Origin of the sequence: Streptomyces sp. NPDC127084, from assembly GCF_042724175.1 — a bacterium.
GTDB lineage: Bacteria > Actinomycetota > Actinomycetes > Streptomycetales > Streptomycetaceae > Streptomyces.
Window position 1 is genome coordinate 47553 of sequence record NZ_JBHXFA010000013.1, and the last position, 24162, is coordinate 71714.

Sequence of the window (24162 nt, forward strand, 5' to 3'; positions counted from 1 at the left end):
TTTTCTCGGTGCGGCGGGGGGCGCGGGGGGGCCCTCTGCGCGGGTGTGTGTGGCGTTCCGCGGGGCTGGCCCCCAGAGGACCGGCCTTCGAACCAACAGCGGGAAGACAACGAGATGCGACAGCGACAGGTCATCACCAAGGGAATCCTGACGGCCGCGGCGGCCACCGGCATTCTGTCCCTGAACAGTGCGTACGCCAGCGCCGCCTCCCAGGCCGACGGGGACGCCCAGGGCTCCCCCGGGGTGCTGTCGGGCAACAGCGTCCAGGTGCCCGTGGACGTTCCGGTCAACGTCTGCGGCAACTCCGTGAACGTCATCGGAGCCCTCAACCCGGCGTTCGGCAGCGCCTGCGCGAACCGCTCGGCACAGGGGCTGTCCGGTTCCGAGGCCTCGGGCGACACCGTGGGCTCCCCGGGTGTGCTGTCGGGCAACAACGTCAAGGTCCCTGTCCACGCCCCCGTCAACGTCTGCGGCAACACCATCGATGTGGTCGGCCTGCTGAACCCGGTGACCGGCAACTCCTGCGTGAACGGGGAGGAGCCGGGCACGCCTCCCGGCGAGGAGCCGGGGAACACGCCGCTGACGCCGGTGGCCCAGGTCCTGCCGCAGCCCGGTGGGCCGGCGGATGACAGCGAGGTCGCGGGCGCCGTCCACTCCCCGCAGCTTGCCGAGACCGGTATGGGTGCGGGTTCGCTTGCCACCGGGGCCGCTGCCATGGCCCTGCTGGTCGGCGGCGGTGTGTTGTACCGGCGCGGCATGGCCGGCGGGCGCCGCTGAGCTGAGACCGGGCCACGCCCTCGTAACAGCCCTGCTTTCTCTTCCTTCCTCTTCCCTCTGTCCTTCCACCGCGCTTCCTTCCTCTTCGCGTGACTCCCGGCCGGGAGAGTCCCCCCTCGACTCTCCCGGCCGGTGAACGTCTCCGGGCTCCGGGCGGGTCACGTCGCCGTCTGCCGGGGTGTCAGACGTCAGGGCACAAGCTGGCGGTAGACGTCCGCGACCGCTTGCGCGGTGGAGCTGGCGTTGTGGCTGGACAGGACGTGCAGATGCCCCTGGCGCCCCAGGGTCGTCCGCAGCGGTGCGTTCAGCAGCAGGTCCGCCATGGCGGTGGCCAGCGCGTAAGGGTCCTGGGGTGGTGTCAGACAGAACAGGGCGTGTCCCGGTGGGAGGCTCTCGCGCGCGCCGCCGACATCCGTGACGACCACCGGGCGGGCACAGGCCATCGCCTCCAGCGGTGTCAGTGCCATGCCCTCCCAGCGGGACGGCACCACGACCAGATCGGCTGCCCGGTACCAGGGCACCGGGTCCGCCACGGCACCGGCGAAACGCACCGAGGCGGGAGCGGACAGCCGCAGCCATTCGGCCTCCGGGCCGTCGCCGACCAGGACCAGACAGGCGTTGGGCAGCCTGCGCAGCACCTGCTGCCAGGCGGTGAGCAGTACGTCCTGTCCCTTCTGGAGGCACAGTCTGCCCACGCACACCACGAGCGGCGCGGACGGGGGCAGATCCGAGACCAGCGGCGGCAGCACGCGCGGCCTGCCGTCGGGGGTGGGCCGGAAGTGCTCGGTGTCCACGCCGTTGGGAATCACGGTCCAGCGGGCCCGTACACCGGCACGCTCCGCGGTACGCAGCTCCGCCTCGCTGCCGCACACCACACGGTCCGTCCAGCGGGCCCCGTACCGCTCCCAGCGCCGGGCCAGACCGGCCGTGACGCCGCCGGCCGCCTCGAACGACCAGGCGTGCGGCTGGAACACCGTGGGGATTCGGCCCCGTACCGCGAGCCGCGCCGCCAGTCCCGCCTTTCCGCTGTGCGCGTGCACGATCGCCGGGCGCACCCGGGCCACCAGCCGCGCCAGCCGGCCGACTTCGGGCAGCAGCAGCGGGCCGGGTCCGCTGCCCGCCCGCCAGCGGTGGACCTCGGCGCCGAGCCCGCGCGCGGCGCGGGCGAGCCCGCCGCCGTCGGGGCAGGCCACGGCCACCCGCAGCCCCCCGCGGACCTGATCGGCCACCAGAGCGGCGACCACCCGCGCGGCTCCTCCGTCGGCTGCCTGCACGACATGGAGCACGGCCGCCGGTTCGCGGCGGGGCGGTCCGGGCGGACGGGCGGTACCGGAAAGGCCGGGCGGACCCGTTGGAGAGGATGACGACAGCACGGGATCTCCGATCCGAGCATATGACCAATGTCGGATGGTGAATGCCGGATGTCCCGAAAGGGCGGCCCGGTATTTCACGTATTTACGTATTCGCGCTCGGGCCGGTTGTCGGGCGCATGGGTGATTCTAACGGAATTCTCACACCGAACGGCGCAGGCGTCGCTGCGCCGCATGGGGAAGGCCCGCCGGGTTAACCCATTCGTGGTTCTCCCGTATCCGCCGGTGGATGCCGTCGTTGAGTGAATTGCCCTCATCGGTTACCCCGAAAGGAAATCAGGAAAATGAAGCGAATCGCCACGTCGGTCATGCTGGCAGGCACCGGGGCCGCGCTGGTCTTCGGTGGCGCGGGAGTGGCCTCCGCCGACAGCGGTGCGACCGGTGCTGCCGAGGGTTCGCCCGGGGTCCTGTCCGGCAACACCGCACAGGTCCCGGTCCACGTTCCGGTTGGTGTCTGCGGCAACACCGTGAGCGTTGTCGGTCTGCTCAACCCGGTCTCCGGTGGCGTCTGCCAGAACGCCTGACGCGATTTCAGTGGTCCCGGCAGCCGTCCCCTCGGCCCCTTGCGGGCCTGGGGAGGCCCCACCCCCTCGGCCCCTTGCGGGCCTGGGGAGGCCCCACCCCCTCGGTCCGTCCGGGCCTGGGGAAGCCCCGTAGCTGCCGGGCGCTGACATTCGTATCGGCCGACCGGTTTTCACTCTCATGGCCGCACAACCTGGCGGCCATCGCTTCCGTTGAAGCAGCGGGCCGGACAGTCACGTCCGACCTCTGAAACGCCTGATCAAGGAGTGTTTGTCCATGTCGCGTACCGCGAAGGCTTTTGTCCTCTCCACCGTTGCCGCCGCCGCTGTCGCGGGCTCTGCCGGTATCGCCGCCGCCGACAGCGGTGCGCAGGGTGCCGCCGCCGGTTCGCCCGGTGTGCTCTCGGGCAACGTGGCCCAGGTCCCGGTGCACGTTCCGGTCGGCGCCTGCGGCAACACCGTGAGCGTTGTCGGTCTGCTCAACCCGGCCATGGGCAACGCCTGCGTGAACGGCTGATCGCCTTTCACCGACTTCCCCTGGGACCGCCCTTCCCTGCATGGCGTCACATCCGTCATGCCGGGAAGGGCGGTCATTTGGTTTGCGGTCGCCCCGTTTCAGGCGCGCGTATCCGTTTCCCCGCGTCCGGTCGCATACCCCCGAGTGCATGCCTCCGGTCCCACGCCTCCGGGTCCATGCGCCCGCGCACATGCGTCCGACCCGTGCATTCGTTCCCGTGCGTTCGTTCCCCTGCCCCGCGCTTGCGCTCCGAGAATTCCTCGGCTGCGGAGTTTCCCCGGCAGCAGGGGCTCGTTACACAACACGGAGCACTACGGCAGGCATACGGGCGGTCGGCCGCAAACAACCGCAATATGCCCGAAGCCGTATGACACTTGCGCCGCGACACGCGTGGCCGAAGGAGAGATTCACTGATGAAGCCCATGAAGGTCCTCGCCATCGTCGCCGGTTCCCTGGTGGCCGCGGGGGCCGCCTCGCCGGCGTCCGCCATCGACTACCCGCCCGCGACCACCCTCGGCGGCGGTATCAACACCCTCACCACCCAGTCCAAGTCCGCCGCGGAGCCGCTGACCGGCGAGACCCTGGACTCGGAGAAGGCGGGGACGCTGCTCAACGAGGTCAAGGGCGCGACCACCGAGCTGAACAAGGCCAAGCAGGCCGCCCCGGCCAAGCTGATCGGCGGGCTGCCGGTCAACGGCTCCTGAGTCTCCGGGCCTCGCCCAGACCTCCTGACGCGTCCTGCGCGCTACAGCGCGCCCCGGCTCCACTCGGCGCCCTCCGGCGTCGATTACTCCTTCGGAGTCATCGACGCCGGGGGTTGCCCGCTTGGGTGGGGCGACTGAACGAGAAATCCCGATAAATCGCTAAGGTCCGAGAGTGACCTCAACCTTCAGCGCCGTAAGCGCGCTCTGCCCCGCCCAGTTGGGCACGCTCGTCGTCATCGCCTGGAAGGGCGACCACCCCGACGACGAGCGGGACATGCCGTTCCTGCTGGCGTACTCGCTCGGGGACGGCGAAGGCGGCCCCGACGCGGCGGCGGTCGCGGCCCGGCAGCTCATCGAGGAGTCGGGGCTGCCGATCGGCAGTGAGTACGTGGACGTGGTGGACGCGGTGCGGGACGGCGAGCCGTCGATCACGCTGGCCATCGAGGACGGCGGCCGGACCGCGCTGCTGACGATGCCTCACCTCAGCGCCCGGTGCGCCGTTTCGACCGAGTGGCTGACCGCGGTGCGGGGGCAGGGGCATGTGTACTTCCTCTTCGCCACCCGGCCGTGGCCCAAGGCGGCGCCTGGGGTGCCGGTCAGTGAGGGGGAGCTGCGGGACTTCGTGGGTGACGAGGCGGTGCTGTCGACTGCGGCCCACTGCCTGCTGCCGGTGCGCCGGCTCCAGGCGTGACATACGAGCACGCGCGAGGGCGGATGCCGGGGGCACGTCAAAGGGCCCGGCGGCGGTGGTATGTCCGCCTGCCGGGCCGTGATTAGGCCATGCGGGTTACAGACGACGATCGGTCGCGCTCGCCGGGCGGGTGGCTGCGTGGGGTACGCGCACCCGGGTGACCCCGGCGAGCCTGAATGGTATTTCGCTGGCGGCGGCGGCAGCAGCCGCCGAGTGGCGAAGCGTCAGCTTCATGATCGAGCTCCTCGATACAAGGGTCTGGACACTTGTGACGCTAATCGGAATCTGACGATCCGTCGCGTCGAGCGGTGCGGTGATTACTGCGTGCGCGCATCGACCCAGGTGAGGGAGCGCCGGGGGGACGGGAAACACGGAGACGACACCGGCGACATCGGCGACTCCGGCGAAACCGGATTTGCAGGACTGCCAGAACTGGACCGTCAGGACTTCGGACATCATGCGGACAACGGACTCAACCAACCCGGCCAACCCACCCAACTCAAGGAACCCGGCAGGCAGACACGTACGCACGCACCGGCGTGTTCCGCGCCCCGCCGGCTCCCCCGACGACACCCCGTCAGATTCCACGGGCGCTTCCGGTGCCTCACGTGGCCTCGCCTGGCTGCTGCTGGTGACAGGAGCGGCGGGGCTGCTGGCGTCCTGGGTGATCACGCTCGACAAGTTCCACCTCCTTGAGGACCCGGGCTTCACCCCCGGATGCAGCCTCAACCCGGTCGTCTCCTGCGGCAGCGTCATGAAGAGCGAACAGGCGGCGGCCTTCGGCTTCCCCAATCCGATGCTGGGTCTCGTCAGCTACGCCGTCGTGATCGCGATCGGTGCCGGGCTGCTCGCCAGCGCCCGCTACCACCGCTGGTTCTGGCTGGGGCTCAACGCGGGCGCCCTGTTCGGGGTGGGGTTCTGCACCTGGCTCCAGTTCCAGTCGCTGTACCGGATCAGCGCGCTGTGCCTGTGGTGCTCACTGGCCTGGGTCGCGACCATCGTGCTCTTCTGCGCCGTCACCCGGCACACCGTCGTCCACCGGATGCTCCCGGCCCCGGCGGGGGTGCGGACCGTGCTGCGGGAGTTCGGCTGGATGCCGCCGGTGCTGTGGACGGGAGTCATCGGGGTGCTGATCCTGACCCGCTGGTGGACGTTCTGGATCAGCTGAGCGAAGCACGTCGTACGGCGGCGGAGGTGCGGCCGGGCGGCGGTGCAGCCGGGCGTTGACATGGGTGTCGGGTACACGCAGACTCGTCACGCGCTGCCTGGACGGCGCCCTGGGTGGGACACGGCCACCGCCACGGCCATGAAGGAGCTGACATGACCGATCGCCTGCGTGACGTGTACATCGTTGATGCCGTCCGCACGCCCATCGGCAAGTACGGCGGCGCGCTGTCCGGCGTTCGCCCCGACGATCTCGCCGCCGGGGTGCTGGGGGCCCTTGTGTCCCGTACGCCCGAGCTCGACCCTGCCCGGATCGACGACGTCTTCTTCGGCGACACCAACGGAGCCGGCGAGGACAACCGCGATGTCGCGCGCATGGCCGTGCTGCTCGCGGGCCTGCCGGTCACCGTGCCCGGCACCACCGTGAACCGGCTCTGCGGCTCCGGGATGGAAGCGGTCATCCAGGCGGCTCGCGCCATCGCCGTCGGCGACGCGTCGATCGCGGTCGCGGGCGGCGTCGAGTCGATGAGCCGCGCGCCCTGGGTGATGGGCAAGCCGGAGCGCGGCTTCCCCGTGGGCCACCAGCAGATGTACTCGACCACGCTGGGCTGGCGGATGGTCAACCCGCGCATGCCCGGGGAATGGACCGTCGGCCTGGGCGAGGGTGCCGAGCTGCTCGCGGAGAAGTACGGCATCGGACGGGCCGAACAGGACGCGTTCGCACTGGCCAGCCACCGCAACGCGGCCCGGGCGTGGGCTGAGGGGCTGTACGACGGCGAGGTCGTGCCCGTCGAAGGCGTCGAGCTCACCCGCGACGAGTGCGTCCGCGACAGCACGTCGATGGAGGCGCTGGCCAAGCTGAAGCCGGTCTTCCGCAAGGACGGCGACGGGACTGTGACCGCCGGAAACTCCTCGCCGCTCAACGACGGTGCCGCGGCGCTGCTGCTGGTGGACGAAGACGGGCTGCGCGCCACCGGCCGCGAGCCGCTGGCCCGGGTCGGCGCGTCCGCCGTCACCGGGATCGAGCCCCAGTACTTCGGCTCAGGCCCGGTCGAGGCCGTGCGCCGTGCCCTGAAGAAGGCGGGCCGGGAATTCGCCGATCTGCGGACGGTCGAGCTCAACGAGGCCTTCGCCGCGCAGTCGCTGGCCTGTCTGCGGCAGTGGCCGGGACTCGACCCGGAGATCGTCAACCCGCGCGGCGGCGCCATCGCCATCGGGCATCCGCTCGGCGCGTCCGGTGCCCGGCTCACCGGCGCGGTCGCCCACCAGCTCGCGGCGGCCGGCTCCGGTACGGGCCTGGCCACGCTGTGCATCGGGGTGGGGCAGGGGCTGGCGCTGGTCCTGGAACGCTGAGCGGCCGAAGCTCACGAGCCCGCTCGGCAACCCGGCAACCCGGCAACCCGGTCACCCGGCAACCCGGTCACCCGGCGACTCGGTCACTCGGTGAGCTGCCGGATGAACCAGTCCTCGGCGAGCGCGGCGACCTCGTCCAGCGCGCCCGGTTCCTCGAACAGGTGCGTGGCCCCGGGCACGATCTCCAGCCGGTTCTCGCAGCGCAGTTCGGTCTGGGCCTGCCGGTTGAGCTCGATCACGGTGGTGTCCAGACCCCCGACGATCAGCAGTGTCGGCGCCCGTACGCCCGCCAGCCGGTAACCGGCCAGGTCCGGCCGCCCGCCCCGGGACACCACGGCGCCCACGTCCGTGCCCGCCGTCGCGGCGGCCCACAGTGCCGCCGCGGCCCCGGTGGACGCCCCGAAGTAGCCGATCGGCACCGGGGTGCGGGTGCGCAGCCAGTGGGTGGCGTCCGCGAGCCTGCGGGCGAGGATCTCGATGTCGAAGACATTGGCGCGGTCGGCCGCTTCGGGCTCGGTGAGCAGGTCGAACAGCAGGGTGCCGAGGCCGGCCCGGTTCAGTGCCCGCGCCACGGAGCGGTTGCGGGGGCTGTGCCGGCTGCTCCCCGAACCGTGGGCGAACATCACCACCGCCGCCGCGTCCCCGGGCAGGGTCAGCTCACCGGCCAGCCGTACGAGTCCGGCGTCCACCTCCACCTCGTCGGATCCCGCGGCCTTCTCGGCTTCCTCGGCGTTCCCGGCATTCTCGGCCTGTGCGGTCGCCGCCCGTTTCAGCAGCGCGACGACCTCCTCGTCCGGAGTCTGGGAGAAGTCCTCGTACCACTCGCCGACCGCCGTGAAGGCGCGCGGTGTCGACAGGCACACCACCTCGTCCGCCGCCCCGCGCAGCCAGGCCACCGCGTCCGGTGGTGCCACAGGTGCGGCCAGCACCACCCGTGCCGCTCCCTGCGCCCGTACGACCTCGCAGGCCGCGGCTGCCGTGGCTCCGGTGGCGATGCCGTCGTCCACGAGGACCACGGTCCGCCCCGTGATGCTGACGCGCTCCCGGTCCGCCCTGAACGTGCGTGCCTGCCGAGTCAGTTCGGCTTCCTCGGCGCGTTCGACCGACTCGATCTCCTGCCGGGACACATGGCCGCGGGCGACGATGTCGTCACTGATGATCCGTACCCCGCCCTCCCCGATGGCCCCGAATCCGAGCTCCCGGTGGTACGGCACCCCCAGTTTCCGTACCACGATCACATCCAGCGGCGCCCCCAGCGCCCGTGCCACCTCGTACGCCACCGGCACCCCGCCGCGCGGCAGCCCGAGGACGACCGGATCGGCTGCCCGCAGATGCTTCAGCACTTCGGCGAGCTGCCGGCCCGCGTCGGTGCGACCGGTGAAGTGCATGCCCGCTCACCCCGTTCCCGCTCCGATTCGGATCAGCGCCAGCGTGATGTTGTCGGGGCCGCCGGACTCGATCGCGGCCTTCCACAGCTCGTACGCGGCCCGGCCGCCGTCGTGCGTCCGCAGCAGTTCGTCCAGCTCCTCGTCCGGCACCGGGTCGGTCAGTCCGTCCGAGCAGATCAGCCACCGGTCGCCGACGGCGAGCGGCGAGCGGGACACATGCGCGCTGATCGGGGTGCGGGAGAGCTGGCCGCCGAGGGTCTGGGTCACGGCCGATGTGGTGCGCCTGCCGGGTGCGGGTAGTGGGCTGTCGTCCACGCTCAGCTGACGCAGTCGGCGCACGCCGGCCTCTGCCCGCTCGCCGCCCGCCTCCTTCTGCTCTGGCTGGGCTGGCTCGCCCACCTCGTACACCTTGCTGTCGCCCACGTTGAAGACCAGAACGGAGTCCGGCAGCACGACCGCGCCCGCGACCGTCGTCCCCATCGCGGTCAGCTTCGGGTCCGCCTCCGCCGCCGCGTACACCGAGTGGTTGCACAGGTCCAGTGCGTCACGTACCGCCTGCTCCCCGTCGAGTCCCGGGCCGAGTGCGGCGAGCCTGCGTGCCACCAGCGCGCTGGCCACCTCACCGGCCGGTTGTCCGCCGAGTCCGTCGGCGACCGCAACGACCAGCGGGGTGCCGAGGGGGAACAGCAGGGTCTGGGGGTTCTCCGTCACGGTCGCGCACAGGGTCCACGGTCCGGCGGCGAGGCTGTCCTCGTTGTGCTCGCGGACCAGGCCGATGTCGCTCAGGGCGGTCACCGCTATGTACGGCACGTCTCCATTGTCACGCGGTCGGCCGACTCGTGCCCGCGTTCAGATGGTGAACGAACAACTGCCTCAGAAGGCAATGGAGTTGGCTCGTGCCCAGGTTTGGTGTGAAGTCTTGACGGCAACGGTCTGCGGCAGTTGACTCACGGCCGGTGAACCACAGCCGGCGCCGTCGTCAGCGGAGGAAGCCTTATGCACCAGGCAAGATCCCGGCTCAGCAGTCTGAGAAGACCTACCGGATTCACAACCCGTACGGCACTCGGCAGGACCGCCGCGCTCGTGTCCGCGTGTCTGCTCAGTGCCCTGCTCCCCCTCAGCTCCTCCTCCGCCGCCACCAGCGCCGGGGTGGACGATTTCCCACCCGTCCCGATCGACCGGTTCGAAGGCGAGGTCCCCTTCGCCGGCCCGCCCGCCGACGGCATCTTCGCCTGGGGCAGCGACGCCGACGACCATCCGTCGCTCAGCCTGGTGGCGCGTTCCGACGCTCCCGAGGGCGGCAAGGTGCTCCAGGGCTCGTACGACATCAGTGGCTGGGGCGGCTTCACACACAATTTCGCCTTCGCCGACCCCCCGCGGGACTGGACCGGGCATCGGGGCATCCGCTTCTGGTGGTACGGCCAGAACTCCGCGCCGCTGCCCGCCGGTACGGGCAAGCGCGTCCGCTTCGAGGTGAAGGACGGCGGGGCCAACGGCGAGGCGTCGGAGCTCTGGACGACGTCCTTCACCGATGACTGGCAGGGCTGGCATCTGGTCGAAATCCCCTTCTCCCAGCTCGAATACCGCACCGACTACCAACCCGTCGGCGGTATCGACCGCATACTCGGACTGACCGAGATGTGGGGCTATGCCTTCACCTTCCCGGTCGGTGTACGGGGCGACTTCGCCATCGACCAGGTGGAGTTGTACGGCAGCCCCGACCCGTCGCGTACGGCGCGGATCGCCGTGGACAGCCCGCTGATCCAGGTGCGGGAGGGCAGTTCGGCCGAGTTCCGGATCACGCTGGGGACAGTGGGAAGCGTGCCGATCGAGCAGCCGGTGACCGTCGCCTACGCCACCGAGGGCGGTGACGCGAGCGCCGGTACGGACTACACACCGGTGTCCGGCACGGTCACGTTCCCCGCGGGCACCGCCTCCGGCGCCTCCCGCACGATCGCCGTCCCCACCCGGTCGGACGGGGCGGCCGAGACCGCCGAGACGGTGGGTATGAAGCTGACCGTCACCGGCGCGAAGGCGCCCCCCGAGGTCCCGAAGATCGTGATCAACGCGCATGGGATGCCGTATCTCGACACCCGTCTGCCCGTGCGCACGCGGGTCGCCGACCTGGTCTCGCGGATGACGCTGGAGGAGAAGGCCGGTCAGATGACCCAGGCCGAACGGGGCGCGCTCGCGGCGCAGGACGACATCGCGACGTACGCGCTCGGCTCGCTGCTCTCCGGCGGCGGCTCGGGGCCGACCCCCAACACCCCCGCGGCCTGGGCCAAGATGGTCGACTCCTACCAGGCGCGTGCCATGGCCGGCCGTTTCCAGATCCCGCTGATCTACGGCGCCGACGCCGTGCACGGGCACAACAACGTCTCCGGCGCCACGATCATGCCGCACAACATCGGCATCGGCGCCGGGCGGGACTCGGCCCTGGCGGAGCGCACCGGCGCGGTCACCGCCGCCGAGGTGCGCGCCACCGGGATTCCGTGGGACTTCGCGCCATGTCTGTGTGTCACCCGCGATGAGCGCTGGGGGCGGTCATACGAGGCGTTCGGCGAGGACCCGGCGCTGGTCACTGCCATGGAGACGGTGATCCGCGGTATGCAGGGCGCGGCGGACGGCAGCGATCTCGACCGCTCGGACAAGGTGCTGGCCACCGCCAAGCACTTCGTGGGTGACGGCGGCACCGGCTACGGCACGTCCACGACGGGCACGTACACCATCGACCAGGGTGTCACCCGGGTCACGCGCGCCGAGCTGGAGGCGGTGCATCTGGCTCCGTTCACGGAGGCGGTGAAGTACGGCGTCGGCACGGTCATGCCGTCGTACTCGTCGGTCGACTACATCGGTGACGGTCAGGGCGCGGTGAAGATGCACGCGAGCGCCGAGCTGATCAGCACCGTGCTCAAGGGCCGGATGGGCTTCAAGGGCTTTGTGATCAGTGACTGGCAGGCCATCGACCAGATCCCGGGCGACTACGCGAGCGATGTGCGTACCTCGGTCAATGCTGGACTTGACATGATCATGGTGCCTTACGCGTACCAGGACTTCCGGCGCACCCTGGTCCAGGAGGTGCAGGCGGGTCGGATCTCCCAGGCCCGGGTGAACGACGCCGTCTCGCGCGTCCTGGAGCAGAAGTTCCGTCTCGGGCTGTTCGAGAAGCCGTTCGCAGACACCGCCGGCCTGGCACAGGTCGGTTCGGCCGACCACCGGGCGGTGGCAAGGGAGGCCGCGGCCAAGTCCCAGGTGCTGCTGAAGAACTCGGACGGCGTGCTCCCGCTGCGCACCTCGCAGAAGGTGTACCTGGCCGGGTCCAACGCCGATGACCTGGGCAACCAGGCAGGCGGCTGGACCATCAGCTGGCAGGGTTCGTCGGGCGCCATCACCACGGGCACCACGGTGCGCCAGGCCATGGAGAAGGCGGCGCCCGGCACTGTCACCCACTCCAAGGACGCGTCAGCGCCGACGACGGGCCATGACGTGGGTGTCGTGGTGGTCGGCGAGACCCCGTACGCGGAAGGCGTCGGCGATGTCGGCAACGGGCATGATCTGGAGCTCTCGGCCGCCGACAAGGCCGCGGTCGACCGGGTGTGCGGGGCGATGAAGTGCGCCGTCCTGATTGTCTCGGGCCGCCCGCAGCTCATCGGCGACCGGCTCGGCGGTATCGAGGCCCTGGTGGCCTCCTGGCTGCCGGGCACGGAGGGCGACGGGGTGGCGGACGTGCTGTACGGGAAGCGCCCGTTCACCGGGCAACTGCCCGTCACCTGGCCGAAGTCGCAGGCCCAGCTTCCGATCAACGTCGGCGACGCGACGTACGATCCGCAGTTTCCCTACGGCTGGGGTCTGACGACGCTGACCGCCGTGCCGACTGGCGGTGAGGCCACGCTGCGGGCGCTGGGTGTCGCGGCGCAGGCGTTGCAACTCGCGCAGGGCGCGGCCGCCGCGAAGTCGGACGCGGGCCGTGCCATCGCGGCGAAGGCGCGGGCGATCACGCAGCAGCGGATCGGGCAGAAGATGACGGCGGCGGTGGCGAAGCCGTTCGCCGAGGCCGACCATCTGCTGCTGGCCGGTGATCTGAAGGGCGCGGTGGCGGCACTGACCACGTCCTACCGGGCGGTGGCCGCCACGGGCTGACGGCAGAGGGGAGTGCGTACGCAGGCCCAGGCCCGCTTCGGCGACGCCCGGGCCTGCGTCATGGCGCCACCGGAGCCGCTGTCGTGGCCCGGCACGACTGCCGCCGTCGCCGTCATCGTCGTGCTGGTCGCTGGTCGCTGGTTGCCGGGTCGCCGGCTGTCACACCGGGCTGCCCTTGAGCGCGAGCACGATCGCGGCCCCGATCCCGCCCGCGATCAGGGCGAAGGCGAAGGCTCCCCAGCCGCCGTCGCGCCAGGGGAAGAACCGGTCGACCGCCAGGCTGCCAGGCCCCACGGCGGCCACCGCGACCGCGGACACGGCGATGAGCAGCGGGAAGGCGATGCCCGTGGCGGCCCACAGATCCAGCTTCTCGGCGATGGCCATCGCGTTGATCATCACCCCGACGGCGGCGGCTGCGGCGAGCGGGGTGAGCAGCCCGATGGCCAGTCCGATCCCGCCCAGGAACTCGGATGCCCCCGCCAGGCCCGCGTAAAGAGAACCAGGCCGGTAGCCGAGATCGGCGAACCACTTTCCGGTGCCGTCGATGCCGGACCCGCCCAGCACCCCGAACAGCTTCTGGGCGCCGAAACCGGCCAGGATCACACCCGTGGCCAGCCGCAGGAGCAGCAGCCCGGCGTCGGCGGCGCCGACAGCGTACGGGGCCGGTCCTGCACCATGGGCAGGGGAGTGCCGGGCACCCTCGGTGGACGTGTTCATGGTGGAGTCACCTCCCTTTCGATAGTGCGCCCTCGCCGACGGGGCAGTCCAGGTGAGGCCTGTTCATGACGTGCACATGCAGACACCCTGTGGAGGTCTCCGGGATGTCACTTCGCGCCCGGAGCCTCAGCGGGTAGCCGTCCAGCCACTGCGACAGAGGAGTACACGTGAGCTTGAGGACGACCACCGTCGCCGCCCTGGGTACGGTCCTCGCGGCGCTCACCGCGGCCGCCCCCGCCCCTTCCGCCGCGCCGCTGCTCACCGTCACGCCGCGCGCCGAGACGCCCACGCTGTACGACGACGAGGCGGGCGGCAACGCCAACGCGGACGACCCGGCGATCTGGCGCAACGCCGCCGACCCGGACCGCAGCATGGTGATCGCCACCGCCAAGGAGGGTGGACTGCGGGTCTACGACCTGGACGCGCGGCTGATCCAGACGGTCGCGGCACCCCCGGCCGACGGCCCGGACGACGCCCCGGGCCGGTTCAACAACGTGGACCTGGTGCAGGGGCTGCGCCTGTCGGGCGCACGCACCGATCTCGCCGTGACCACGGACCGGGGCCACGACCGGCTGCGGTTCTACCGCGTCAGCGGTGAGGGCAGCCCGCTGACCGATGTCACCGACCCCGCCGCGCCCCCGGTCTTCTCCAAGGACCAGGACGAGATCAACGACCAGAAGACCGCCTACGGCCTGGCCACCTGGACCGACCGGACCAGCGGCCGTTCCTACGCCCTGGTGAGCCGGCGCAACCGCACCAGTGTGGCGCTGCTCGAAATCCGCCCCACCCCGGCCGGCACGGTCACCTACCGCACGGTCCGCACCCTGTCCCTGCCGTCCACCTTCCGCCTCCCGAACGGCGCTTCCTGGACTCCGTGCGCGGAGCCGGGCGAACTGCCCCAGGTCGAGGGCATGGTGGTGGACCCCGCCAACGGGATGCTCTACGCGGGCCAGGAGGACGTGGGTATCTGGCGGGTCAGGGCGGACCTGAAGGGAACCCCGAAGCTCGTCGACAAGGTCCGTGAGTACGGCGTTCCCGGCACCTACGACGAACAGACCGAGGAGTGCGCTCCCGGCACCGACCCCGGCTACGGCGGTTCCCGGCTGGCCGCCGACGTCGAGGGCCTGACGCTGCTGACCGAGCCGGACGGCGACGGATACGTGCTGGCCTCCAGCCAGGGCGACAACACCTTCGCGTTGTACGACAGGGAGTTGAGCGACCGCAACGAGTACGAGGGCGGCTTCCGTATCACCGCCGCATCGGCGGCCCTGGACGGCTCCGAGGAGTGCGACGGGGCGGCCGTACTCAACGCGCCCTTGGGCAGGCGCTATCCGCACGGGCTGCTGGTGGTCCAGGACGGCCACGCCACCCCGGCAGAGGGCGAACGCGAGGCGACCGGCTTCAAGTTCGTGGACCTCGGCGAGGTGATGAAGCACTTCTGAAGCGTGTTGCAGAACCAGCTCGGCGCTAGTCTCCCGCCGTGATCAGGCTTGTTGAGGTCAACGCTTTGTCCGGATTCCTGGCGACTGGCGACGCCTGTTGATCTCGCGCGTGAGCCTCTGGGCGATCAACCGGACCGTTCTGCAACACGCTTTGGTGCCGCGTCAGGCGACGTCCGCCCCGTTCCCGCCGCCGGAATCGAGCTGCCGCGGCCGGGGCCGCCGGTTCCCGGAGGGCATTGCTGATTTCGGCTGATATACGCTGCGGCGCTGTGGCCTGCGTCTATTCAGCATGGCCTGACACCTGGGGGGAAACCATGACCTTGCGTGCCCGTACGAGTCTCGGCCTCGCACTGACGCCCGCACTCTTCCTGGCGCTCGCCGCACCGAGCGCCATCGCCGCTCCCTCGGCGACCACCCCCGGTCTTGCCCCGGCGACCACCCCCGGTCTTGCCCCGGCCGCGACCGCGGGCACCGCGAGTGGGACGACGCTGGGCCGGTGGGGTACGGCGAAGGAACTCTCCGGGCTCGGAGAGGTCATGGACATGAGATCGGCCAAGGACGGCACGATCGTGGCCCTCGTGCGGCAGGCCACTGCCGATGGCAGGCGGATGGCGACCTCCGTACGCCCGGCGGGCAGCACGAGCTGGCTGCCCGCTGTGCCCACGACCGCCAGTGCGATCAGCGTGATCGGCGACGGGTCCGTCGTGACGCACTGGACGGAGCAGACCGCCGACGGCACGGCCAAGGTGCTCCGGTTCGCCCGGCTCGTGCCCGGCGCCACCGGCTTCTCGGCCGCCGAGACCATCGCCACGGTCCCGGCAGCCGGCAGCGTCACCCTCGCGGGCAATGCCTCCGGCCGACTCGCCGCCGCGTGGATGGACGACGACCGGCGGCTGACCGTGTCCGAGCGTCCGGCACCGGGCAGTCCCTGGTCCGCCCCGGCGGTGCTCGACCAACTGCCGGGACCCGTCGAGCGCCCGGACAACGACTACGTCTACCGCCTGTACGACCTCCGGCTCGCAGTCGCGAACGACGGCTCCGCCATGGTGATCTGGGGCGGCAACACCAGGTACGAGGGCGACGGCGTCGACCACGACCCGACCGCCTGGAAGTGGCACTACAAGGTTCTGGAGCGGGCCGCCGGGGCCACCTCCTGGGCGCAGCCGGCCGACCTGCCGCAGCTCGGCGAGCAGCCGGAAGGCGTCGTGCTCTCCGCGCATCCCAAGGGCGGATTCCACTGGTTCTCGTCCGGCAAGTACGCCGTCAAGGCGGCCGGCGCCACGGCCTGGAGCCCGGTCGAGTCCGTCGGGGTGTCCTCGCGTACCCGGTCGCGCCCCCAGATGCTGGCGCTGCCGAACGGCGACCTGATGGTGATCAGCGTGGCCCCCTCCAGCTCGTACTACGGCGCCAGCGGCACACCCGGCTACTCCGTGCGGTCGGCGGTCACCGGGAAGTGGGCGGCCGTACAGCGGTTCCCGTCTTCCAACGCCGTGGTCGGCGACATGGAGGGCAGTCTGCGCGCCACGCTGGCCGGTAACGGCTCGGTCGTGGTCACCTGGGGCCAGAACCGTTTCAGCGACGGCGAGTACGCGGGCACGGACGTGAAGACCTCCACGTACGCGGCGGGTTCGTGGTCGGCGCCGAAGGTCATCGGTACGGGAATCGACAGGTACGGGCCGACGACGGAAGTGGCCACCGACTCCCAGGGGCGCCCGGTCGCGCTGTGGAGCACGCAGACGTACGTGGACGGGAAGTACGCGTACCGGACCTTCACCTCGACGACCGGCAGCCGCGCGCTGCCCAAGTGGCGCGACTACGACGACGACGGCAGGCCCGACATCCTCGGCGTCGCCACCGGTTCGAACACCATCAGGACCATCTCCGGTGACGCCACCGGACTTGCGTACGTCCACCGGGCGGATTGGACCCAGACCCCGGAGGTGCTGCCCTTCGGGGACCTGGACGGGGACCGCTGCAACGACGTGCTGGTCCGTCTCGGCTCCGGCGAGGTCCGGATGTACACCCCGGTCTGCGGCGGGCTGCCCTCGGAGGGGACCGCGTACAGGAAGATCTCCTCCGACTGGAAGTACGACAGCGTCGTCTCCACCGGTGACCTCACCGGTGACGGCAGGCCCGATCTGCTGGCCCGGTCCTCCGCCAGCGGCTACCTCTACCTGTACCCGAACAACGGCAACGGCGCCTTCGCCTCCCGCGTCAAGGTCGGGAGCGGCTGGAACACCTACAAGAAGCTCATCGGCACCGGAGACCTCAACGGCGACGGCAAGGCCGACATCCTGGCCCTCGACAAATCCGGTGAGCTCTGGCGCTACGAGGGCACCGGAATCGGTAACGGCGTCGGCACCTTCGAGCGCCGCGCCCTCGTCTTCAAGGACTGGGGCGGCAGCTACACCGATGTCGTCGGCGCCGGGGATCTCAACGGCGACGGCAAGGCCGACGTTGTCTCCCGGGACACCTCGGGCCGGGCCTGGCTCAACGCCGGCAAGGGCACCGGAGGCCTCGCCAACCGCACGCAGATCGGCAGCACAGCGGTCCTGAAGTCGTACCGCCCCTCCTGACCCTCCCCGCCTGACTGTTCGCCGCCCGGTCACCGTCCGGGCGGCGAACGGCGACACCTGCGACCGCGCCTACCGCGCATCCACCCCCGGCCACTGCCCCGCCTGCTTCCGCAGCGGGGCACTGCAAGGCCTGGGTGGCGACCCCTTTCGTCCTGATGGATGCTGAATGTTCAGGAGGAGCCGAGAGGGAGGCGCGCCATGACCCGTACCACTGAGGCGCCCCGCCACATCAGTGGCCTGAGGGGCACGCGTTACGGCGAGATCCTGCTGATCTCACCCGACGGCTCCGACGGGCTCAAGGCGGCCGTCTACAACACGCTCGGGCTCAACGACTGCCCGGAGGACTGGTGGAACGGGCTCGACCCCGGCTCGCTGGCAGCGGAGTTCAAGGTCCCCATGGTGCTGCTCAACGGTCCGCGCTACTGGGCGATCGACGAGCTCACGGCGTTCGCGGTGGGCGGGGTGAGCACCTTCGACGGTGTCGAGGCCCGGCTGGTGGCCGAGGTGAACATCCCTCCGGAAGCCGACCCGAGCGGGGCGGCACCGAGGAAGGCCTACGTCGACATCATGGTCAAGCGCGACACGGAGTACCTCCTGGCCGGGGGAAAGCCGATCTACACGCTGCGTGACGCCGACGGCCGCACCTATGTCCTCCAGGCCTACGCCCACATCGTGGACGACAGCCTGACCCTGGACACCCTCGCCGCGCTCGGCGACCGGCTGAGTCTGCCTGACGGCTGGTCGTTCGGGGTACGGACCCCCGAGGAGGACCTGCGTGTACGGACGGTGGACGGCGAGGCGCATGTCGTCCAGGACGAGCTCCAGAACACGTATATGTACCTGCCCCGTTGACGGCTATCCCAGGCGGCGGACGGGTGCCCCGTCCAGATACGCCCGGATGTCCTCGACGGCCTGCCCGTAGTACGTCTCGTAGTTGGCCCGTGAGACATAGCCGAGGTGCGGGGTGGCCAGCAGACGCGGTGTGCTGCGCATCGGATGGCCGGCCGGGAGCGGCTCGATGTCGAACACATCGATGCCCGCACCGGCGATGGCACCGGCCCGCAGGGCGGCGATCAGGGCGTCCTGGTCGACGATCGCGGCCCGCGAGGTGTTGACCAGATAGCTGCCGGGCCGCATCAGCCCCAGTTCCGCCGCACCCACCAGACCACGGGTGCGGTCGCTGAGTGCCAGATGTACGGAGACGAAGTCGCTGCTCCGCAGGAGCTGTTCCTTGGACGCGGCCAGGCTGACGCCGACCTCGTCGGCGCGCTCCTCGGTGAGGTTCTGGCTCCACGCCATGACCTCCATCCCGAAGGCGAGACCGACCCGCGCAACCCTGCTCCCGATCTTGCCGAGACCCAGCAGCCCGAGCCGCCGCCCGTGCAGATCCGCCCCCACCGTTGACTGCCAGGGTCCGCCCGCACGCAGCGCGGTCGCCTCGGCCACGACCCCCCGGGCGAGACCCAGCAGCAGTGCCCAGGTGAGCTCCACCGGCGGTGTGGAGGAGCTGGCGGTGCCGCAGACGGTGACACCGTGCTTCTCCGCGGCTGTGAAGTCGATGACGGAGTTGCGCATGCCGGACGCGATGAGCAGCTTCAGCCGCGGAAGCCGGCTGATCAGGGTCGCCGGGAAAGGAACCCGTTCGCGGAGGGTCACGACGATGTCGAAGTCGGCGAGCGCGGTGCCGAGTTCGTCGTACGAGGCGAAGTGCTCGCTGAAGCTGACGACTTCGACCTCGTCGGCGACGGGCGACCAGTCGGTGACGGTGGTCGCGACGGACTGGAAGTCATCGAGCACTGCGCAGCGCAGCTTCATGTCAGCGGTCTCCCATGGGGCTTCGGTGGTGCGGGACTCCGTCCATGATCGTCGATCGCCTGCCCCACCCGGTGAGGCCGCAAGGGACACGTGCGGTCGGGGCTGTGCGTGGCCGTGAGGGTTCGTCGGCCTGGTGGTCCCACCGCCAGTCACGGCGGATCCCGTCATACACGAACACGGCAGATCGCCGAGGGTCCTTGAGCGCTCGCACCGCGCCCAGGCCACGCCCCCGTTGCAGCAGACCCTCGACGGAGTCGGACAGGGCGTAGGACATGTCGTACTCATCGCTCATCACCGGCACCCTGCCCGACCGGGCACCGATCCGCCAGGCGATATCGGCCCGTTGCCTCAGGGCGCCGTGAACAGGGTGGGGAAGCGCGGCGCGAGCCAGGGCTTTCGGCCCCAGGCGAGTACGCCGCCGCGGGCCATGGCGCCCCAGGGGCCCCGGCGGCCCAGGGCCATCAGGAAGAAGGCGACCGGTTCGGTGAGGATCGTGCAGTCGGGGCGCTGCGGGGGCTCGGTGGAGACGGTCACCGCGCCGTTCGTGAACGTGGCGCCGAAGGCTGTGCCGCCGTGCAGGCGGATGGTGTAGCGGGCCGAAAGCCCGGCCGTGGCAGTGGGGTTGACGACGCGGGGCATTGCCGTGACCAGGAACGGCAGGGACAGCTCGACGCGGCTGCGGTCGATCATATGGGGGCGGCCCACCGCGCGGGCGATGTCGTAGCCGTGGCCCAGCATGTGGGTCAGCAGGTACGAGCCGAACTCGGCAGGGCTCATCGAGCCCAGCGGGGTGGTCAGGGTGCGGTCCGCCGGGAGTTCGGCCACGGCGGTGAGGAAGGCCTCGGCCTGGTCCGTGATCATCCGGGCCAGCGGGTCCGCAGCGCGCTCGGCGAATGCCGCGAGGGCGAGTTCGTTGGCCTCGGCCAGGCTGCCCGGGGTGCCGTCGCCGTGGCTGCGCTCATGGCCGGCCGCCACGTCGGCCATCAGTTCGTTGGCCTGCGCCAGATGCGCCGCCGCCTCGCCGAGGGTCCAGTCGGAGCCGGGCACCGGGCCGCTTGTGTCGGCGACGCCGCGCAGTAGCGCGGCGATGTCCTCGGCGGTGCCGCGTATCGCCCTGTCGAGGCCGCTGGGCAGCGTGCCTTGTGTGTTCCGCCCGGCTGTCGGTTCCACGCCGCGCCCTCCCCTGCCACGCTGTGCCCCGCCATGTGTCCGCGTACCCAATCAGGAGGCGGCGCCGACGGCAAGGGGCAGGCGGCGGGGAGCGTCGGCCGGGCGTGCCGGGTCCGGCCGTGGACCGGTGGCAGTGCTCGCGGTCCGGCCGGCCCTGGTGGCGCTTCGGCCGTTTCGGGCTTGTTCAGGCTGTTTTGTGCCGGTTGTGCCGGCTTGGTTCAGCGCTGGCCCGAGGCCTGGTCCAGGCGGTCCAGATGGGGCAGCAGATGACCCATCCGCTCCCGCTTGGTCCGCAGGTAGGCGATGTTCTCCTCGCGCGGGGCCGTCAGCAGTGGCACCTGCTCGGCGATCTCGATGCCGTGCTTGAGGAGGTCCTCGCGCTTTCGCGGGTTGTTGGACATCAGCCGTACGGACCGCACCCCGAGGTCGTGCAGCATGTCCGCCGCGACCTGGAAGTCCCGTGCGTCGGCCGGGAGTCCGAGCGCGAGGTTGGCCTCGACGGTGTCCAGGCCCTCGGCCTGGAGCTGCATCGCCTGGAGCTTGGCCAGCAGGCCGATCCCGCGGCCCTCGTGACCCGTGAGGTACAGCAGCACGCCGCGGCCCTCACGCACGATCGCGCGCAGGGCGGCGTCCAGTTGGTCGCCGCACTCGCAGTGCTTGGAGCCGAAGGCGTCACCGGTCAGGCACTCCGAATGCACACGGGTGAGCGCGCCCTCTCCCTCGATGTCGCCGTAAACCAAAGCGATTTGTTCGTCGCCGCGAATGCGATCCAGGTAGCCGACGGCGAGAAAATCGCCGTGTACCGTGGACAGTCGGACATTTGCCCTGCGTTCGACGCAGGATGCACGCACCGTGTCCACCTTCGAGCCGACGTGAGAGCCATCGGTATCTATCATGGCCAGATCATATCGGGTAACCTCTGGCGATGGGCCAGGAATCGGCGAGAAGTTTTCAACTGATCTCTGAAACGCCCGGTATGAAGAGGAAGAGTGAAAGGGTCGGGAAAGATGAGTGGCCCGCTGGACACGACAACGGATGACGTGCGGGATGGACGGGCTACCGTGGCCGTTCTGCCCATCGGCAGTTTTGAGCAACACGGGCCGTTTCTCCCCCTGATGACGGACACGGTCGTGGCCTGCGCCATCGCGGAGGCGATAGCCGCCGCCTACCCCGTCCAATGCCTCCCACCTGTGACTATCTCCTGCTCACACGAGCACGCGGACTGGCCCGGGACCGTCAGCATCTCCGCTGCCACGCTCTACGCGGTCATCCGGGACATCGCCGAATCGCTGCGCCGCTCCGGTATCCGGGACCTCGTGCTGATCAATGGACATGGCGGAAACTATGTGCTGCGCAACGTGGTTCAGGAGTCCGCCGGCACGGGTACGCGTATGGCGTTGTTCCCCGGTTCCGCCGACTGGGGCGCAGCGCGGGAGCGTGCGGGAGTGCGGACTTCGTCGCACAGCGATATGCATGCGGGCGAAGTCGAGGCGTCGATCCTGCTGCACGATCATCCCGAACTGGTCCGGCCCGGTTATGAGACATCCGATTTCCTTGCCGACGATCGGCGGCATCTGCTCACGCTCGGCATGAATGCTTATACGGAATCGGGTGTCGTGGGACGGCCATCAATGGCATCCGCGGAAAAGGGAAAGCTATTGCTTGCCGGTCTTGTCGAATCCTTCGGTGATTACTTCTCACTTCTCACCGCGCCCGTTGACGCCCTGGGGGAGACGCGATGAGCGGACCGCTTGACGCGGCCGGCGCCTGGCGGCGGCTGCTCACCGTACGATCCGGTGCGGACGCGTCCGCCGCCGGGCTTGTCACCGACGAGCACGGGCGTTGGCACTGGGCGGTTCCCGCCCTGCCGGAGGCGGATGAACTCGCTGATCGCTATCTGTCGCTGTGCCTGGCCGGTCCCCACTTCACCTTCGCCCAACTCGGGCAGAGCCTGGACGGGTTCATCGCCAGCCGTACCGGCGACGCCGACTATGTCACCGGCGAGGAGGACCGCTGCCATCTGCACCGGCTGCGCGCCCTGGCCGACGGGGTGCTGGTCGGAGCCGGTACCGCCGTCGCCGACGATCCCCAGCTCACGGTCCGCGCCTGCGCCGGGACCAACCCGGTGCGGGTCGTGCTCGACCCGCACGGCCGAGTACCGCTGGGGCACAAGCTGTTCACCGACGGCGCCGCCCCGACCTTGTGGGTGCTGGCCGCCGACAGTGAGCACGACACCTCCGGACTTGGCGAGGGCGTCGATGTGCTCGTGCTGCCGGACCGTGCCGCCTTCGGTCCGCGCCGCCTGGTGCACGAGCTCGCGCGCCGCGGTCTCGGCCGGCTGCTTGTGGAGGGCGGCGGCGTCACGGTCTCCCGCTTCTTCCACACGGGCGCGCTCGACCGGCTGTATGTGACCGTGGCGCCCGTGCTGCTCGGCGACGGCGTCCCCGGGCTCGCCTTCCCCGGCCCCGCTCGGATGCGCGATGCCCTGCGGCCCCCCGTACGACGGGCCATCCTCGGCGAGGACACCCTCTTCGAGCTCGACCTGCGGGCTGCCGCGCAGTCCGGAGAGCCACTGGACGGCGAGGACGGCGATACCGGGCAGGCTGGCGACGAAGGCGAGTAGCCCGTAGACCACCGCGACGCTCAGACCCTGCGAGGCGCTGAGCCCGGCCGTGCCGAAGGCCCAGGCGGTGACGCCCTCCCTGGGCCCCCAGCCGCCGACGTTCAGCGGGAGGGCCATCGCCAGCAGCGCCAGCACCATCAGCGGCAGCAGCTCGGCCGCCGGGGCGGTCGCCCCCGCGGCCCTGGCGGCGACCAGGAACATGCCCAGGTGCCCGGCGAGTACGGCGACCGACGAGAACAGCACCCCCGGCCAGCTGCCCCTGGCGAACAGACCGCTGCGGGCCTCGGTCAGCGTGGTGCGCAGGGCTCGTACCCAGCGCGAGGCCGGTTCACGGCGTGTGCGGCGCATGACGAGGGCCACCGATCCGCAGCCCACCGCGAGTACGGCCGGCACCGCGGGCGAGGTGAGCAGGTCACCGACCGCCCGGCCCGCCTCCCCCAGCGCGAGCGTGGGACGCCCGACCAGCAGCAGCACGCCGACCGCGATCAGTACCGCCTGACCGGCGACGCGTTCCAGGACCACCGCCCGCACACCCCGGCCGACATCCCCCTCGCTGCGCCCGTGCCGCACCGCGCGGTGCACATCGCCGAGCACGCCGCCGGGCAGTGCCGCGTTCAGGAACAGCGCACGGTAGTAGTCGGCGACGGCCCGCCCGAGCGGCAGCCGGATACCGAGACCCCGGGCCACCAGGCACCAACGCCAGGCGCTGAGCACGGTGGTGAGCAGACCGAGGCCGAGGGCGGCCAGCACGACAGGGAGGTCGATCCCGCGCACACCGGCGATGATCGCGCCGGTGCCCTGCCACCACACCATCCCCACCAGGATGGCCGCCCCGGCGAGCATGCCGGCGCGCGCCCTGACCGCCCGCAGGATCATGAAGCCCCGGCCCCCGTGCCACCGCCTGTGACGCCGCCCGCGCTACCGCTCGTACCGTCGCTCGCTCCCGCGCTCGCGATACCACTCGCACAACCGCCCGCCGTCCCGGGCAGTGCCAGCACGTCGCTGTGGTGCAGCGTCGCGGTCAACTCGTCTGCCGCACAGGCCGCCAGACGCCGGTGCAGATACGCGTCGGCCTGCGCGGCGAGGTCCGGCCGCGGCGCGCCGGCGGCGCCCCCCCAGCCGCGCAGCCACTCGGCGGCGAGCAGACGTGTCGCCGTGTCGCCGCCCAGCCGCCACCGACTCGGCTGCACCCGG

Annotated in this window: 20 protein-coding genes and 2 pseudogenes; 13 read left to right on the top strand and 9 right to left on the bottom strand. The window is 70.8% G+C overall.

The features are described from left to right. Positions 1-114: 114 nt before the first annotated feature. On the top strand, positions 115-777 hold the full coding sequence (locus ACFWI9_RS05410) for a chaplin (RefSeq protein WP_387159183.1): 663 nt from the start codon (positions 115-117) through the stop codon (positions 775-777). Between the two features lie 188 nt (positions 778-965). Here ACFWI9_RS05410 and ACFWI9_RS05415 read toward each other — a convergent pair whose 3' ends face one another. Then, the gene (locus ACFWI9_RS05415; protein WP_387159184.1) at positions 966-2051 is read right to left on the bottom strand and encodes a glycosyltransferase; all 1086 of its coding nucleotides are present in this window, start codon (positions 2049-2051) and stop codon (positions 966-968) included. Between the two features lie 380 nt (positions 2052-2431). Between ACFWI9_RS05415 and ACFWI9_RS05420 the strand changes: the two genes are divergently transcribed. From ACFWI9_RS05420 to ACFWI9_RS05445, 6 genes are all read left to right on the top strand, one after another. Beyond that, entirely contained in the window at positions 2432-2671 is a 240-nt protein-coding gene (locus ACFWI9_RS05420) for a chaplin (RefSeq protein ID WP_387159185.1), read from the top strand. 274 nt (positions 2672-2945) lie between these two features. Further along, on the top strand, positions 2946-3185 hold the full coding sequence (locus tag ACFWI9_RS05425) for a chaplin (protein WP_387159186.1): 240 nt from the start codon (positions 2946-2948) through the stop codon (positions 3183-3185). Positions 3186-3598: 413 nt separating this feature from the next. Beyond that, positions 3599-3889: a hypothetical protein gene (locus ACFWI9_RS05430; protein ID WP_387159187.1), complete on the top strand. Its 291-nt coding sequence runs from the start codon at positions 3599-3601 to the stop codon at positions 3887-3889. A 172-nt stretch (positions 3890-4061) separates the two neighbouring features. Further along, complete coding sequence (locus tag ACFWI9_RS05435) at positions 4062-4580, top strand: DUF5949 family protein (RefSeq protein WP_387159188.1); 519 nt, start codon at positions 4062-4064, stop codon at positions 4578-4580. Between the two features lie 457 nt (positions 4581-5037). Continuing rightward, positions 5038-5748 (top strand): vitamin K epoxide reductase family protein, encoded by a 711-nt coding sequence (locus ACFWI9_RS05440; protein ID WP_387159189.1) that lies wholly within the window; start codon positions 5038-5040, stop codon positions 5746-5748. 152 nt (positions 5749-5900) lie between these two features. Next, on the top strand, positions 5901-7097 hold the full coding sequence (locus tag ACFWI9_RS05445; RefSeq protein WP_387159190.1) for a thiolase family protein: 1197 nt from the start codon (positions 5901-5903) through the stop codon (positions 7095-7097). Between the two features lie 83 nt (positions 7098-7180). Here the strand turns inward: ACFWI9_RS05445 and ACFWI9_RS05450 are convergent, their stop codons facing one another. Then, positions 7181-8485, bottom strand: a complete 1305-nt coding sequence (locus ACFWI9_RS05450; RefSeq protein WP_387159191.1) for a phosphoribosyltransferase family protein — start codon at positions 8483-8485, stop codon at positions 7181-7183. Positions 8486-8491: 6 nt separating this feature from the next. Then, on the bottom strand, positions 8492-9295 hold the full coding sequence (locus ACFWI9_RS05455; protein ID WP_387159192.1) for a PP2C family protein-serine/threonine phosphatase: 804 nt from the start codon (positions 9293-9295) through the stop codon (positions 8492-8494). Positions 9296-9481: 186 nt separating this feature from the next. Here ACFWI9_RS05455 and ACFWI9_RS05460 point away from each other — a divergent pair, with 186 nt between their 5' ends. Continuing rightward, positions 9482-12625: a glycoside hydrolase family 3 N-terminal domain-containing protein gene (locus tag ACFWI9_RS05460; RefSeq protein ID WP_387159193.1), complete on the top strand. Its 3144-nt coding sequence runs from the start codon at positions 9482-9484 to the stop codon at positions 12623-12625. Between the two features lie 159 nt (positions 12626-12784). On the opposite strand, the gene ACFWI9_RS05465 is transcribed toward ACFWI9_RS05460, so the two are convergent. Continuing rightward, complete coding sequence (locus tag ACFWI9_RS05465; protein WP_387159194.1) at positions 12785-13342, bottom strand: DoxX family protein; 558 nt, start codon at positions 13340-13342, stop codon at positions 12785-12787. 167 nt (positions 13343-13509) lie between these two features. Between ACFWI9_RS05465 and ACFWI9_RS05470 the strand changes: the two genes are divergently transcribed. The 3 genes from ACFWI9_RS05470 (at position 13510) to ACFWI9_RS05480 (ending at position 18212) form a co-directional block, all read left to right on the top strand. Then, complete coding sequence (locus tag ACFWI9_RS05470) at positions 13510-14784, top strand: phytase (protein WP_387159195.1); 1275 nt, start codon at positions 13510-13512, stop codon at positions 14782-14784. 314 nt (positions 14785-15098) lie between these two features. After that, complete coding sequence (locus tag ACFWI9_RS05475; protein WP_387159196.1) at positions 15099-17360, top strand: FG-GAP repeat domain-containing protein; 2262 nt, start codon at positions 15099-15101, stop codon at positions 17358-17360. A gap of 198 nt (positions 17361-17558) precedes the next feature. Then, positions 17559-18212: a hypothetical protein gene (locus tag ACFWI9_RS05480; protein WP_387159197.1), complete on the top strand. Its 654-nt coding sequence runs from the start codon at positions 17559-17561 to the stop codon at positions 18210-18212. A 3-nt stretch (positions 18213-18215) separates the two neighbouring features. Here the strand turns inward: ACFWI9_RS05480 and ACFWI9_RS05485 are convergent, their stop codons facing one another. The 3 genes from ACFWI9_RS05485 to ribA form a co-directional block, all read right to left on the bottom strand. After that, positions 18216-19175, bottom strand: coding sequence for a D-2-hydroxyacid dehydrogenase family protein (locus ACFWI9_RS05485; RefSeq protein ID WP_387159198.1), 960 nt, complete (start codon positions 19173-19175; stop codon positions 18216-18218). Between the two features lie 348 nt (positions 19176-19523). After that, on the bottom strand, positions 19524-20345 hold the full coding sequence (locus ACFWI9_RS05490) for a maleylpyruvate isomerase family mycothiol-dependent enzyme (RefSeq protein WP_387159199.1): 822 nt from the start codon (positions 20343-20345) through the stop codon (positions 19524-19526). A 218-nt stretch (positions 20346-20563) separates the two neighbouring features. After that, positions 20564-21241: a GTP cyclohydrolase II gene (gene ribA, locus ACFWI9_RS05495; protein WP_387159200.1), complete on the bottom strand. Its 678-nt coding sequence runs from the start codon at positions 21239-21241 to the stop codon at positions 20564-20566. A gap of 111 nt (positions 21242-21352) precedes the next feature. Between ribA and ACFWI9_RS05500 the strand changes: the two genes are divergently transcribed. Together ACFWI9_RS05500 and ACFWI9_RS05505 are read left to right on the top strand one after the other, a co-directional pair. Then, a complete protein-coding gene (locus tag ACFWI9_RS05500) occupies positions 21353-22087 on the top strand; it encodes a creatininase family protein (RefSeq protein ID WP_387159201.1) in 735 nt (244 codons plus the stop codon). After that, a complete protein-coding gene (locus tag ACFWI9_RS05505; protein ID WP_387159206.1) occupies positions 22084-22968 on the top strand; it encodes a RibD family protein in 885 nt (294 codons plus the stop codon). Before ACFWI9_RS05500 ends, ACFWI9_RS05505 begins: the two co-directional genes overlap by 4 nt. A gap of 30 nt (positions 22969-22998) precedes the next feature. Here ACFWI9_RS05505 and ACFWI9_RS05510 read toward each other — a convergent pair. Together ACFWI9_RS05510 and ACFWI9_RS05515 are read right to left on the bottom strand one after the other, a co-directional pair. Next, positions 22999-23844 (bottom strand): annotated as a pseudogene (locus ACFWI9_RS05510) (lysylphosphatidylglycerol synthase domain-containing protein); the annotation flags it as partial. After that, positions 23841-24162 (bottom strand): annotated as a pseudogene (locus ACFWI9_RS05515) (hypothetical protein); the annotation flags it as partial. The pseudogenes ACFWI9_RS05510 and ACFWI9_RS05515, both read right to left, overlap by 4 nt.

Excerpts from the sequence above, each read along its gene's own strand:
- ACFWI9_RS05410 (WP_387159183.1), top strand. The coding sequence starts at position 115 with ATGCGACAGCGACAGGTCATCACCAAGGGAATCCTGACGGCCGCGGCG.
- ACFWI9_RS05420 (WP_387159185.1), top strand. The coding sequence starts at position 2,432 with ATGAAGCGAATCGCCACGTCGGTCATGCTGGCAGGCACCGGGGCCGCG.
- ACFWI9_RS05425 (WP_387159186.1), top strand. The coding sequence starts at position 2,946 with ATGTCGCGTACCGCGAAGGCTTTTGTCCTCTCCACCGTTGCCGCCGCC.
- ACFWI9_RS05430 (WP_387159187.1), top strand. The coding sequence starts at position 3,599 with ATGAAGCCCATGAAGGTCCTCGCCATCGTCGCCGGTTCCCTGGTGGCC.
- ACFWI9_RS05440 (WP_387159189.1), top strand. The coding sequence starts at position 5,038 with ATGCGGACAACGGACTCAACCAACCCGGCCAACCCACCCAACTCAAGG.
- ACFWI9_RS05445 (WP_387159190.1), top strand. The coding sequence starts at position 5,901 with ATGACCGATCGCCTGCGTGACGTGTACATCGTTGATGCCGTCCGCACG.
- ACFWI9_RS05450 (WP_387159191.1), bottom strand. The coding sequence starts at position 8,485 with ATGCACTTCACCGGTCGCACCGACGCGGGCCGGCAGCTCGCCGAAGTG.
- ACFWI9_RS05460 (WP_387159193.1), top strand. The coding sequence starts at position 9,482 with ATGCACCAGGCAAGATCCCGGCTCAGCAGTCTGAGAAGACCTACCGGA.
- ACFWI9_RS05465 (WP_387159194.1), bottom strand. The coding sequence starts at position 13,342 with ATGAACACGTCCACCGAGGGTGCCCGGCACTCCCCTGCCCATGGTGCA.
- ACFWI9_RS05475 (WP_387159196.1), top strand. The coding sequence starts at position 15,099 with ATGACCTTGCGTGCCCGTACGAGTCTCGGCCTCGCACTGACGCCCGCA.
- ACFWI9_RS05480 (WP_387159197.1), top strand. The coding sequence starts at position 17,559 with ATGACCCGTACCACTGAGGCGCCCCGCCACATCAGTGGCCTGAGGGGC.
- ACFWI9_RS05485 (WP_387159198.1), bottom strand. The coding sequence starts at position 19,175 with ATGAAGCTGCGCTGCGCAGTGCTCGATGACTTCCAGTCCGTCGCGACC.
- ribA (WP_387159200.1), bottom strand. The coding sequence starts at position 21,241 with ATGATAGATACCGATGGCTCTCACGTCGGCTCGAAGGTGGACACGGTG.
- ACFWI9_RS05500 (WP_387159201.1), top strand. The coding sequence starts at position 21,353 with ATGAGTGGCCCGCTGGACACGACAACGGATGACGTGCGGGATGGACGG.
- ACFWI9_RS05505 (WP_387159206.1), top strand. The coding sequence starts at position 22,084 with ATGAGCGGACCGCTTGACGCGGCCGGCGCCTGGCGGCGGCTGCTCACC.